Origin of the sequence: Halorubrum sp. Atlit-26R (genome assembly GCF_003666015.1) — an archaeon.
GTDB lineage: Archaea > Halobacteriota > Halobacteria > Halobacteriales > Haloferacaceae > Halorubrum.
On the sequence record NZ_QPLT01000017.1, the window covers coordinates 43,883 to 56,778 of the forward strand.

The 12,896-nt window shown below is 58.8% G+C and carries 10 protein-coding genes and 2 pseudogenes; 5 read left to right on the plus strand and 7 right to left on the minus strand.

What is annotated here, in order from left to right:
* Window positions 1–2: 2 nt before the first annotated feature.
* Entirely contained in the window at window positions 3–731 is a 729-nt protein-coding gene (locus DVK07_RS22310; RefSeq protein ID WP_147441187.1) for a hypothetical protein, read from the minus strand.
* An 8-nt stretch (window positions 732–739) separates the two neighbouring features.
* Window positions 740–1,000 (minus strand): hypothetical protein, encoded by a 261-nt coding sequence (locus DVK07_RS23695; protein WP_233565461.1) that lies wholly within the window; start codon window positions 998–1,000, stop codon window positions 740–742.
* 28 nt (window positions 1,001–1,028) lie between these two features.
* On the opposite strand from DVK07_RS23695, the gene DVK07_RS15955 reads away from it, so the two are divergent.
* Window positions 1,029–1,514 carry a MarR family transcriptional regulator gene (locus tag DVK07_RS15955; protein WP_233565462.1) on the plus strand — a complete coding sequence of 162 codons (486 nt, stop codon included), beginning with the start codon at window positions 1,029–1,031 and terminating at the stop codon, window positions 1,512–1,514.
* Between the two features lie 1,281 nt (window positions 1,515–2,795).
* Here the strand turns inward: DVK07_RS15955 and DVK07_RS15960 are convergent.
* From DVK07_RS15960 to DVK07_RS15970, 3 genes are all read right to left on the minus strand, one after another.
* Window positions 2,796–4,190, minus strand: coding sequence for a serpin family protein (locus DVK07_RS15960; protein ID WP_233565463.1), 1,395 nt, complete (start codon window positions 4,188–4,190; stop codon window positions 2,796–2,798).
* A gap of 155 nt (window positions 4,191–4,345) precedes the next feature.
* Window positions 4,346–4,891 carry a hypothetical protein gene (locus tag DVK07_RS15965; protein WP_121597972.1) on the minus strand — a complete coding sequence of 182 codons (546 nt, stop codon included), beginning with the start codon at window positions 4,889–4,891 and terminating at the stop codon, window positions 4,346–4,348.
* A 192-nt stretch (window positions 4,892–5,083) separates the two neighbouring features.
* Entirely contained in the window at window positions 5,084–5,704 is a 621-nt protein-coding gene (locus DVK07_RS15970) for a MarR family transcriptional regulator (protein ID WP_121597973.1), read from the minus strand.
* A gap of 136 nt (window positions 5,705–5,840) precedes the next feature.
* Here DVK07_RS15970 and DVK07_RS15975 point away from each other — a divergent pair, with 136 nt between their 5' ends.
* Window positions 5,841–6,533, plus strand: coding sequence for a hypothetical protein (locus DVK07_RS15975; RefSeq protein WP_121597974.1), 693 nt, complete (start codon window positions 5,841–5,843; stop codon window positions 6,531–6,533).
* Window positions 6,534–8,114: 1,581 nt separating this feature from the next.
* A complete protein-coding gene (locus DVK07_RS15980) occupies window positions 8,115–9,956 on the plus strand; it encodes a histidine kinase N-terminal 7TM domain-containing protein (RefSeq protein WP_080506843.1) in 1,842 nt (613 codons plus the stop codon).
* On the opposite strand, the gene DVK07_RS15985 is transcribed toward DVK07_RS15980, so the two are convergent.
* Window positions 9,940–10,284, minus strand: a complete 345-nt coding sequence (locus DVK07_RS15985) for a winged helix-turn-helix domain-containing protein (protein WP_049902102.1) — start codon at window positions 10,282–10,284, stop codon at window positions 9,940–9,942. The genes DVK07_RS15980 and DVK07_RS15985 overlap by 17 nt on opposite strands.
* A gap of 264 nt (window positions 10,285–10,548) precedes the next feature.
* Here DVK07_RS15985 and DVK07_RS15995 point away from each other — a divergent pair.
* A pseudogene (locus DVK07_RS15995) lies at window positions 10,549–10,875 on the plus strand (zinc ribbon domain-containing protein); the annotation flags it as partial.
* 14 nt (window positions 10,876–10,889) lie between these two features.
* Window positions 10,890–11,309 (plus strand): annotated as a pseudogene (locus DVK07_RS16000) (transposase); the annotation flags it as partial.
* A 47-nt stretch (window positions 11,310–11,356) separates the two neighbouring features.
* Here DVK07_RS16000 and DVK07_RS16005 read toward each other — a convergent pair.
* Complete coding sequence (locus DVK07_RS16005) at window positions 11,357–12,895, minus strand: bacterio-opsin activator domain-containing protein (RefSeq protein WP_049902099.1); 1,539 nt, start codon at window positions 12,893–12,895, stop codon at window positions 11,357–11,359.
* Window position 12,896: the final 1 nt, after the last annotated feature.

Genomic DNA, 12,896 nt, shown 5'->3' on the forward strand with positions numbered 1-12,896 from the left:
TGTCAAGCCGTTGATGTTGTGTACCAGACCTTTTTGTCACCAGATGTCTCGTCTAACACGGACACGGACCCGATCTGCATCCTGTTCGACTCGACCATCTCTTCGAACTGTTCGTCGGAGAAGGTCGACAGTGCCGTTGTTGTTCTGAGGGTGTCCTGCTGGGATGTAGAGAGATTTGCGAATGTCGTCTCTCTGGGTGCATCGACGATCTCACTGACTGGGGTGCCCGGGAGTTCCGTGACAACACTCTCTTCTGGGAGTTTTTCAGGCGCCTGCACGCTCACGCCAGCATCGCTACTGTTGGAAACAGTTGTAGTGACGCGGGCAGTGAGTGAGGTGTCGGATGCAGACCAGGCACCGATGGCGCTATCTTCAATCACTGCGAGTTGCTCATCTGAGTAGGTCCCCAGAACAGTTTGTTCTTTGAGTGTCTGCATCTCATCGGCAGTCAGTTCGCCGAACGTCGTCCCACGAGGCCGGTCGACAATCTCGGACACCGGCGTGCCGTCCAGCGAGTCGACTGCACTCTCGTTTGGCAGGTTGTGGTCAGCCGAGATACTGATGTTGGATGTTCCCTTCGAGATCGACACCTCTTCGACACTTCCGGTGTGGTTGACTGCTCGATCCGACGGCTCTGCGACCGTTGCTGCTGTGACGCCGATCATCCCGGCAACAGCAACGGCCACAGCAACGGCCACAAGGCCATAGATCGCTAGTTTGCGGTTGTACATTTGTCGTGTCATGTCTGCTTCCTGAGACCACCATCGGTGGTGATCTCACATAGTCCTATGAGTGAAAGACCTGATATAGAGTGGGTAGAGGAGGCGATTCCATCGCCTTTCCAAAGCCTTGCAGGATTGGAAATCGCTTGGAATGTCGGTGAAACGATATACTTTTTCCGGAGGGTACTAACAGCGATATTGTGTATGCCCTGGCGACCGCTCTCCAGAACAGCCCTCCTCGCAGCAGTCACCTGCCTGCTGTCGATCGGGACCGTCATATTTCTGGTCTGGAACCCGACTCCAGTGATGGTTACGATCAAAGGAAGTACATCAAGCATTCATCGCGTGCCGAGTGTGTACACACTCCGTGATATAGTGGTCCTCCTCACAGCAGCCTGGGTTGGTGGACTCACGAGTAGCTACCTGTGGTTCACGGACCACGGGCCATCGCAGCCAACTGCCGACGCGGACGACAACAAAACGGTAGCTATTGACCCGGATAACTCGGCGACAGCAACTGAGACAGATCCACTCGAACGACAAAAACGCATCTGGGAATCGAATCTCGAAACCCTCGTGGGTGATGAACAGCAGATTTACGAGCTGGTCCTCCAGCATGACGGCTATTTAGAACAACAACAAGTCGTTGCGGAAACGGATCTCTCACAATCAACAGTCAGTCGCAAGTTGGATTTGCTCGAGCGCGATGGACTCATCGAGCGGAAACGCCGCGGGATGGGAAATGTTGTGAGTCTAACCGACACCAATCGGCAGCAACGCCAGTCGAGCTAGAACGCAACGACGTGCCTGCGCAGAACCCGTGACTAACTTGGCATCAAGCAGGCTTGTGGCTTCAGTGGTAACCCAGTCGCCATGAGCGTCGATCTTGCCGACGCACTCGCGTGGGCGGTCGAGATCGTGGACGTCTTGTAGTACGTGGAGTAGAGTTGAATCAGGAATGAAACCCGGCTTGAGATGTCCGGGAGAGACGCGTGTGGGCTCTATCTGCCGCTCTTCGCATAATCTCGATAGACTCTATAATCTCATCATAGCTATCGCGACATTGGTGAATCGGGTTCCAGCGCTGTTTCTCAAAGGGCTATTTGAAGTACCAGTGACACTTTTTGGATTGCCATCCGTCTATTGCTATGTACCGCTGGATACTCATTACCGCGCTCGCAACGGGTTGCCTTGGGGTAAGTGGCCATCTCAGTGAGACGAGGCCACAGACAACGGAGTCGCCAACTGAATCGGACACAACAGAATCTGTGGACACAATACCAGCGGCTGCCGACACTGGAATCACGCAGCTAGTGACGCCGACATATTCACATACAGTCCGGCTGAACAACCTCTCCGATTGGGCCGATTCCCACTGTTGACGCTCTGGATGAACAGGAGCAGACAGTGGTCCAGGCGGCACTGGATGGAAGCTACACCACAGACACGCTACCCGGGTGGTTGACTGCGTTTCTTGCTGAAACAACGGCTCTGATGGGATGAAAGCTTGCTAAGTCCCCAGCGTGCGTGAAGAGGTACTGGGGTGGTCAAAGGCCGATGATTCAACAGCGTCTCAGGACGCGTGGATCTGATTGGCCTACCTGCCAAGGACGCACTATCATGGGAGGCCGCCCGGATGCCGTCAGCATCCGGGCGGCGAGCCCGAATAGGTGTGGCTTCCTTCACGCACTTCCCACTCCAGTGCTCTGTTGAATCCGCGGAAGGCGTCGGAATCGAGTCATTCTGTCCTTGGTTCAGAACCGCCACCGAGAGAATTCGGAGATAGAATCTTGGCAGAGAGTGAGAGGATCGAGATCAGTGGGTGGATCGATCCAATTCATCGCCGACGAAGAGTGAGATAAACGCACCTTCAGAGATTGTAATCCCCGTGCCATCATCGGATTCAACAGAGCCAATGAAATATACTCTTTCATCGGGCGCTACTGTCAGAGTAGTAGGTGCGCGCATAGCAGCGTTCTCGTGAGCCTCCGGCGGTCGTAGGAAACTCACAGCCAGATCCACGAGAAAATATTTGAGCCGATTGTGGCGCCACTGATCAACTTCGAGTCGACCTCACGATTGAGCAGCACTCACGTCGGTCACCTGCCCCAAAAAGAGGACGGCGTCGGTTGGCCGATCTCGAATACAAAACAAAAATGGCCGGTCAATAGTCAGATCGAACGACGTCGGCGGCGCACTTTCGATCATGAAAACGCTAGTCGCAGCTGCAGCCTCCGTTCCTTCCTCGTCGACACTTACAAACGCCTTGTGGAACACATCGTCTATTCTAGGACCCCCACCACTGTCGACCATCTCTGAAAAGTCTGCTCCGGGTCCGAAGGCCGCCTCCATGCTCATTGATTTGAGCACCTCACTGAGTTCAGTATTGAACTCGTATTCGAATTTTGGCATTCGAAGATCCCCACTGGCATCGCCTAAGGCCTCAAAGATGCCGAAAAGCGTCGGTCCGGTGAGTTCCGTCTGAACCTCTTCGAATTTACCCTCATCGAGGACGATCACGACCATCGACACCCCGCCGCCAACGTATGGGAGTTCGATTGCTTGGACATTCGGGAGATCGGCGTAGTTGGTCCGGAGGTTCTGGTGCATCATCGAAACAGCCGACTTTGATCCATTAAGGGCCCTGAAGGTTGACTCGCTCATGTTATCTGGATCGAACGGAAGTTGCCAGTCCGCCATGAAGCAGATCGCATTTGTCAACACGAAGACAGTCTGGGCCGACAGGCCGCCTTTGGGAATCAGATCCTCGATCCGACCCTCTGTCGCATCGGCGACCCACTGGTTGATGCGCTCGCGTTCGGCCTCGGGGTTGCTCCCAAAGTCTGCCTCATTGAATCCCCCACCGTAGTGTTCGTCGACGAGATCCAGATACGCCTCGGAAAATGGGTAGCTGGTCGAACCCCACAGGGCGTTCGCCACTTCGAGTTGGAAGGCATCGATTGTCTCCTTCTCAGAGCCTCTCGGTACGCCTATCGTGGCTCTGGTATCAAGTGCTGCTTGTAGCTCGCCGAAGGCAGGATGAGTCTCTTCTTGGAGCGAAAAACCAAGGGTTTCTCGCATTGCGGTCTCTGTCTCACCACTTGCCCCACCATACGTCATGGCAAGTGCCATCGAGACGCTGTAGGGTGAGACGAACACGTTGTCAACGTCGTCGGCTGCTGTGAGTTGCTCGTGGATATCAAGGGCAAAGCCTGCGTTGCCAGCGACGAGTTCACCAATTCGGTCGTTCGTCGACGAGGGCGATCCCTCGGGCAGCGATCCCATAGGCTCCTCGGCTGGCGGCTCATCAGTCGTATTCGGGGGGTCGTCCGCGGTAGTGTTTCGTGGAGAACTCACAGTACACCCAGCGAGCGCTACAGCTACAGCCATCCCGGTCGCAGCCAGTAGGCCACGGCGGTTTAAATTCAGGTTCATCAAGGCCTCGACACCTGAGGGTCGCTCATCCATGCCTCCACAGAGGCACGACATCTGTAAATATATTGTAGAGTGTGGAACAATTCTTTGAGTTATCCGTCGAGACCCCTGCCTTATCAGATGGAAGCTACCGGCGGGCTTCGAGAAGATAATAAAAAAGGGAATGCGTGTCGGAGTGGGTCGGTCAGTTACTCGTCGCTCTCACCGTCGACCGTCCTGTCGTCCGGGATGTCGGTAGTCACTTCGAAGACCGAGTCCGCAGCGGACGAATTGAGCGTTGTTTCGACCGCAAAACCCTCCGTTTCGTTGGGCGACGAACCCGTCTTGATATCCGCGGCCGACGAATTGGGCGTTGCTTCGAGTTCGAAGGTTTCGGTCTCATCGGTCGACAAAACCGTCGGCTCGTCGACCGTGAGGACCGATTCGGCGTCGAGGTCGATGTCGGCGATGGCGACGGTCGTCTCGTTCTGTTCGACCCAGACCGAGACGTGATCATCCTCGCCGTTCGGGGCCCAGACGTCGAAGTGGACGGGTGTGTCTCCGTCGACGACCGCCCGGACGGAGTCGTTGGCCCACGCGAGTTCACGGGCCGTCTCGACGTCGCTGTCGGTCAGTTTGTCGTCGGGGTCGACCGTGTCGGTAGTGTAGTTAACTGGCTGTGCGACGTCCGCCGACGCTGCGGTCGACGGATGGGTCATCGGTGCCGCACTGACGCCGCCGGCCACGAGGGCCACCAGCGCCAGTGCCGCGAGTGTTGCTGTCGTATATCGCATAGTCTCGGGCCAGCCGGATCGTCGACGCGACCTCAGCGGCTGCGTAGCCGTCCGCGCTGCCCCGACTCTGGCTTGTGTGAAAGCCCAGATGTGTGTTTATTGGTAACTGTTCGGAACGCGTTTGAAACCGGTTCGAAACCCGGGCGAAAGGGGTTATTTGAGGTGGACGACGTTGCCCATGCCGCGGCGTTTGCGCTCGACCAATTCCTTCTGTTCGAGTTTGTCGAGCGTCCGGCTGATCGTCGCCTTCGAGAGGTCGGTCGACTTGACGAGCTCCCGCTGTGGGAGTTTGCCGTCGGCCTTGACCAGTAGCGCGTAGATCGTCTCCTCGTTGTTCCGGAGCCGGTCGACCGCCTGCTCCCAGCGGTCTTGCGGGGATGGCTCGGGGTCAGGCGGCGTCCCGTCGCTCGACCCGATGTCGGGCGGGTCGGAGTCGCCGGTTGGGTGCTGTGTCGTGGTGCCGTGGTTGTCGGTCGTATCGTGGTTACCGGTCGCATCGTGTTGGGCGGTAGACGTGTTCGAGGACCCTCTCAGCACTGTACCGCCGACCAGTAGCCACGTGCCGCTCGCCCCACAGAGGATGGCGCTGACGACGATCAGCGAGACGTCCGTGTAGGTGAAATACTGCCCGACCTGTGTCGCTTCCGCGCCATTCTCGCCGAGCGACACCATCACGGGCGAGGGAGTGATCAGCTGAACGGCAAGGACGACCACCGTACCCACGAATCCGACCGCTGCGATGAGCTGTCGACCCTGAAACCCACGGCGATCCATACGGCCGGATATCTAACACCGGGGCTTAACAGTTACCGTTTTTCCGCGTGAAAGGGCCGTGAAACGCGTTTACAACCGGTTTGGAACGCGTTTTATCACAGGATTCATAGGCTCTTTCAGTCAACATAGGCGTAGAATGAACCGAGCGCTTCGGTCCCGACTCGGGGTGCTGCTCGTGCTCGCCGTCGTTGGCCTGATGGTGGCCGGGATCGGTGTCAGCTTCGGGAATCCGACGGCCGACGCGACCGGCGACGATGCCGCGGAGTTCGTCGTCTCCGAAGAGAACGTCACGTTCGCCGACCGCAACCGGACCGTGACAGTGATGGACAACCTGTCGAACGTCACCACTGTCGAAATCGAGGAAACCGACGCCGGTCAGTTTCGGGTCGACGCCGAGCGCCGCCAACCGCTGACCGCCACCGAGCGCGAGCGCGCCGTCGACATTGCCCGCGCCAACCAAACGGTTCGACAGCGGGTCGACGAGATGGACCGCGTCGAGTTCTCGGTCGACCCGATCTACAAACTCGATATGAGGACGCTCGACGTAAGTAGCAACGTCACGTCGGTAAATACGTCCCGCAACGTCTCGGTGTACCAGGTCGAAATCAACAAGTCGGACAGTCGAGAGCGGTCGGTCGTCGTCGACCGCGAGCCCTCCTACGTCGAGGATCGAGCTGATGTCAGGATTAGCGATCCAACCGATGATCCGGAGACTCAGCTGAAGTACTCGGTGACGGTCGACCTGACCAACGAGACGGTGGTCGACATCACCGACTGGGTGGCGCTCAGGAAGTCCACGCCGACGGTTACCGGGACTGATAGTGATTAAGTCGAATCGGCTTTGGTTGAAATCCTTAAGAATTGATAGGATCGGCGTGCGAGATACAGAGGATATAGTCAGCGCATCGAAGAATATTGCCTATCTAATTTAATCCAGTGTATTTAAGAAATTAACCCGCCTCAGGAGTCATTTGGCATTTGGGTCACAACTCCAGAATTCGTCTGCGGGGCTCCCCCGGAACGAGATGGACGGCCGTTCATCGTCCTTCCACTTTCTGATCAACAACCTGATGCGGGCACATTCGGAGTCGTGTTCTCTGGCGGCGCGGGCAATGTTGAACGTCACTGGTTCGACGGAGGGCATGTTTGCTAATCGGACAGATGCGACGTATTCGCCGGGGACCTCAGGAACATCATCAAGGGTTGTTCCGCCTGTCTCCAATCCGGAGGAATCAGCATTTACTGCGACAGTGTCCCAATACACGGTTTCTTCGCCATCTAAGAGATGGAAATCGACTTCGAACGGTGACGGTACTGAATTGATGATGTACGCTCTTACGATGCGAACTTCCTCTGGAGCGGTCGACTCTAAAGACGTGCACCCAGCCACTGATCCGAGCAGGACAGCACCTCCACTTCTTAATACGTCCCTTCGGTTAATCGACCGAGACATACGGGTATAATGATCTAATGCCATTTGAAATGCTGGGATAATATTGAGAAGCCATTCTTTGTAGAATATTGATGATAGGAGTTGTGTTGCGATCTTGCTGTGACCGGATTCAACAGAGTGAGACCCGAAAACGGAGGATGGGCAGAGCGGGGGGCTCTCCCGATCCAAATCGAACTCCAGTGTCGTTACCAGTAATCTGGTTTGTAAGACCGATGCTTCAACTTGAGCGGTAAGTCGTACTGAATTCGCGCTCTGTATTCAGCACGGCTCCAAGAACATATCTCCGGTTGAGGATTTCAACAGAGCCGTTGATATCGTCTAAACAGTCGCTGAGGTGGTCGCTTTCGGGCATTGATCACTTTGAAAACGCACCACCTCACCTTTCAATCCTTATCTGAACACCGCCCCCTTGGTGACGTACCCGCACGAAATAGTGGACAATATTCCATCGTGGGAATCATCGCGCTTCAGCTCGGGGAGGATGTCAAGCTCTTCGGATGAAGCCATGACGCACAGCGAGTGCGGGAGACCGGTAGTGACCGGCCGTTCTGTCCCCCCGAAGGGGTGTGGATCGTAGCGTCTTGGAGGGCCAGCGGGGGAACTGCCGGCAGAGGGAGAGAAATGCCGGCGGGGGAGCGGTGCGGACCACAACCCGTCGGTCGTCACGACGGGCATCTTCTGCTTCGTATACAGGAAGAAAATAAGGAGATGGAGTGTTTCGCAGTCTGAAACAGGTCTTCATCGTGTTTCTGAGCCAGCAACGCACACTGTGAGGTTATTGAGGGGCCACCCCAATAACCAGTATGGCGGTTTCCATCTGCCGATCGGTCGATCATGGACTGAAATACTGGCTGTTACGCTTTGGTGTGGCCGTGTTCCCGCCCATGCTCCGCTCACCGTCAACTGCCTCCGTCGGTGACATCGTCGCAAGTACGAGTACACCCGGCGGTGCCGGTGATGGAAATATCACAACCGGGGGGAGTGTTGACAACACGTTCCGACAAATTCGGAGGCGAGATCGACAGTGAGCTCACACCGACGCTGCCGCGATCGATCACCGGCCTCAATACGGGTGCGGCGGAAGAGTCAAGCGGTCTCGACGACACGATGAACGTCTTCTCCCTCTCGGCCTCGCTGGCCATCGACGGAGTTGCCGTCGGGCTGTTGGCGTGGGTGACGTGGCAGGCCGCCAAGGATCGATCGCCACCGAACGCGACCGCCTTCGCTGCCATGACTGCCGGATTGTTGTTATGGGCGCTTCTGTCGCTTGTTTCAGAGTTCCCACACGAGTGGTCGGTGGGTGCGGGGATGGCCGCTGTCGGACAGATTCTACCGATCGTATTCATCCCCGCGATATGGCTGGTCTACGTGCTCGGCTACACCGGTCGCGGTACCGGACTGACTCGCCCGCGGAGCGCGTTGTTCGTCCTCCTCGCGCTTCCGCTTGTCGGCGCGGCGGCCACGTTCGAGGGCGACCCATCAACGGAGGCGGTCCAACGCTCGCTGGCGTCTCTCGCGGGGACCGAACTGATGCTCCTGTTCATCGTGTACGTCTACGCGGCTGCCGTCTTCCTCAGCTACGGGTGGAGCCACGGACGAATCTCGAAGGCGCAGCTTGCGGCGCAGCTCGGTGCTGTCTCAGCACCGTACGTGGTCGGCACGTGGCTCGACGGCAGTCGCATCGTCGACGGAGTGACGGCCGGACTGCTCCTCTCCGGGATGCTGCTGGCAATCTCGATCCGGCGCTACCCCGTGCTGACGGGATTCCCGAAGGCGGACTACGTCGCTCGTTCACGCGTCTTCGAAGCGCTACAGGAGGCCGTGGTCGTCGTCGACTGGGACGGTCACGTCCTCGACACCAACGAAACGGCGGAGAGCCTGTTTGACCAGTCGACTCAGGAGATGATCGGCACGCCGATGGGGTCGATCGTCGATGGGATCGACAATGTGGACCTGTCACCCGGAACGACCGGCAACGTCACCCTCAGAACGACCCGAGGCCGCCGCCAGTTCCAGTTCACCGTCTCCGCCGTCGAAGGCAACGATACCGACAGCGGAGGAACCCCGGTCGCCAGAGCGGTGTTACTCCGAGACGTGACCGACCAACGCACCCGGGAGCAGCGACTTTCCGTGCTCAACCGCGTCCTGAGACATAATGTGCGGAACAAGCTCGACGTGATTCTCGCCCACGCCGATTACGTCAATGATGAGGTCCATCAGACGGCGATCCGGGACAGTGCTACCGATCTGTCGTCAATTAGCCGGAAAGCCCGGGACGCCGAGGCGGTGATGACTGAGAGCAGCGGCCCCCCATCGCCGGTCGATCTCGCCTCCGTGGCCCGGGAGGTCGCTACGACAGCCCGAGAGGACCATCCCGAGAGCAGCGTTTCGGTCGATGCGCCCGAAAGCCTGCAAATCTCCTCCCATCGGACGATAGTTCGCCGACTCGTCGTCGAACTCGTCGAGAACGCGATCGTCCACTCGACTGCTCCCGTACGAGTCGACATTGAAGTCAGCACGACCACCGACGGGATTCCACAACTCCGCGTCGCCGATAAGGGTCCCGGCATCCCCGATCGCGAGCGCGAACTGCTCACCGGGACGGGGGAAACTCAGCTCGAACACGGGCTCGGTGTGGGGCTGTGGTTTGTCAACTGGGCGGTCAATCAACTCGGTTCCGAACTCGAATTCGAGCAGGCCAGCGCCGAAGGGACCGTCGTCGTCGTCCGCTTTCATGATGCCAATAGGTCCACTGACGAGAGGAGGGACCCGTCCGGCGACGCTACAGACCGAAACTGACGGCCGCTTCGATGTCGCCGTCGTCGAGCGAAATCGAGAGGTGTCGGGCCGACGCAGCGAACTGTTTGCGGTGGTGACCGTCGGAAGAGATCTGATGCTCGCTCGTGACGAGCCCGGCGTCCCGGAGCTCATTAAGGCGTCGGTACGCCGTCGCCCGCGAGACGCCGGCCGCTTCCGCGACGGCACGCCCGCCGCGGGGGCGTTCCGAGACTGCCTCGAACACGCGACGGGTGTACTCGTCGCCGAGTAGATCAAGAAGCTCTGCGGTCGTCGGTCGAGAAGTCGGCTCTTCTGCGCGTTCATGACTCGATTGGGGACGTGCAGCCATACGACTACGGTGCGGTGGAACCCTCTTGGTCGAACATGCCCAGTATCCAGACGAGCGAATCTGCACGTATCTCACTATACAGATTGCGAGGGGCCACCACGGTATCCCACGTCGAACAAAACCAGTTATGTTGATCCGGTAGAGAGTCTTGGACACGCTCCACCATGGCGGATACCGAAACCGACCAGGGCCCCAGGATTCTCGTCGTCGACGACGAGCGGGAGGTCGCCGACGCTTACGCGCTCCGACTTCGCGGTGAATGACAAGTGTGAGCGCGAGGGGACGCACTTCGTGGCAGTCAACCCGAGAGGGACGACCAAAGAGTGTGCGTCCTGCGGCGTCTCGACGGAGAAGCCGTTGTGGGTCCGTGAACACTCCTGTCCCGCCTGCGGGTTTGAGGCGGACAGGGACGCGAACGCGGCGTGGAACATTCTTTCTCGCGGCCTCGAAGACGTAGGAGTGGGATACTCCGAATCAACGCCTGTGGAGACTGCGCTCCCTACGGACACCGATTCGGTGTCTGTAAAGCGCTTCGTGGAAACAGGAAGCCCTACCCTCAAGGAGCGGACGGCGTCGGCCGTGAGCGAGTAGGGTAGGGTAGTTCACAAACACACTGGTCCGTCGAGGCAAACGCCAAGACGCACAATTTCTGGGCGTTCAGGAAATTCGTGGACCGACTTGCTTGTACCGCTGAAGAGTACGGGATTTCGGTGGTAGTGCGGTCGGAAGCGTGGACGAGTCAGGAATGTCCGCAGTGCGGGTCGACGGATCGAACCACGCGGAATCAGGAGACGCTGACGTGTGTGTGTGGGTTCGAGGGACACGCGGATCTCACGGCGTCGAAGACGTTTCTCGAGCGGCAGACAGAGCAAGAAGTCAGGCCGATGGCACGGCCCGTGCGATTCGAGTGGGACGACCACGACTGGTCGGGGCAACCACACCCTCACGACAGTCCTAAAGAAGTGCGCACAGACCGGAGTACCGTCGATAGTGACGGGAAAATTGCCTCCGGGGAGACGGCATAGCCAATATCCCGCGAGAGGAATCCCACGGCTGAAGCCGTGGGAGGATGTCAAGATCTGTCGTCGTTGTGTTCGTCGTAGAACGCGTCAAGCAACTTCCGCTGGCTCGCACGTAGGTGATGTAGCAGCGTCGATCCCGTGATCCCGAGCGACTCGGCGACTTCCTCGGCCGTACTCCCCCGTGGCGACTCGAAGTAGTCCGCGAGGTAGGCCGTCCGAAGCACGGTTTCCTGTCGATCGGTGAGCCGTTCACTCAGTTCGTCCCGGAACTCTCGTGCCGTCGTCGGCGACCGCGTCCGGTCCCGGCGGGCGAGGACAGGTGCAGGCTCATCGTCACCGATTTCGACAGCTAATCGGCGAACAGTAGCGTCGGTGGACAGTTCGACGACGAATCGACCGGTGCCACCCTCGAACGTCGCCGTCCGAATGGTCGCCCCGTGGGTGACGGCTGCCACGAGCGGTGTCTCACTCCCGAGCGTGAGTTCGATTCGTCCGTGTCCTTCGTCCAACTGTCGGACAACCCGCCCGCCATCGATGTCCTTCGACGGTTCAGTCGCGTCGACGACCACTTCCGGGGCAGCCCCTGAGACGGTGAGGAAACAGGTGAGGCCGTCGTCGCCAGCGGGGACCGTGCCGTCGAGTGTGAGTTCCGCGTCACAGGACTCACTGAGTCGGGCGATCGGGGAGTGCGACCCGAGCTCGAACGTAACCTCGGTGATCGTGTCCGCGAGTAGCAGCTGACGGTTTCGGGTTGCGTTGATTGCCAGCCCCGCGAGTTCACCGAGCGCCTCGAAGCTTGATCGCTCGTGATCGCTGAACGCCTCCTTCATTGCCGCGTAGACGCCGACGACCCCGTAGACGCTAGATCCGTATACCAGTGGCACAGCCAGCGCCGACTGGATACCGTCTCCGAACCCGGCGACGCGGACCGATTCCGGGACCGTTTCGTCTCCGCTCAGCGACTGGATTAGCTGTGGGCGTTGTCGCTCAACCGCCCGCTGTTCGGGAGTGGTGTCGCCGCGCTCGACCGCCGCGCGGACCGCCGGGAAGGTCTCACCTCGGTCGCCCGCGACGCCCTCCACGTCCAAGCCCTCGCCGTCAGCAACGCGGACGCCGGTCCACGCGAACTGATACTGGTCGGAGTTCCCCAATCGCTCCCGGATCGTCTCCGTTATCTCCTCTCGTGAGGCGGCACCAACCAGTCCCCGGAGAACGTCGGCGATCAGACGGTCGACGACGGCAACTCGCTCGTGTTCGGCACGGAGCCGTTCACACGCCTGTTGGTGGGTCTTTCGCTCGGTCACGTCATCGACGTAGACAGTCGCGGTTCCGTTGCCTGGAACGACCGATACCGATAACCATCGGTCGATCGTCGGGTAGTACTCCTCGAACGTCGTATCCGTCACCGACTCCCCGTCGAACGCTCTCAAGAGTGAGTCCGCAACTGATCTGGGAAACACGTCAACTATCTGTTCGCTACTGGGGTCATCGGCCGTGAGGAGCTCCGACGCAATATCGTTGCTCGCCATCACGGTCCGATCTTGCACCGTGATCACGCCGATCGGCGCGTTCCGGAGACGATCCTTCATC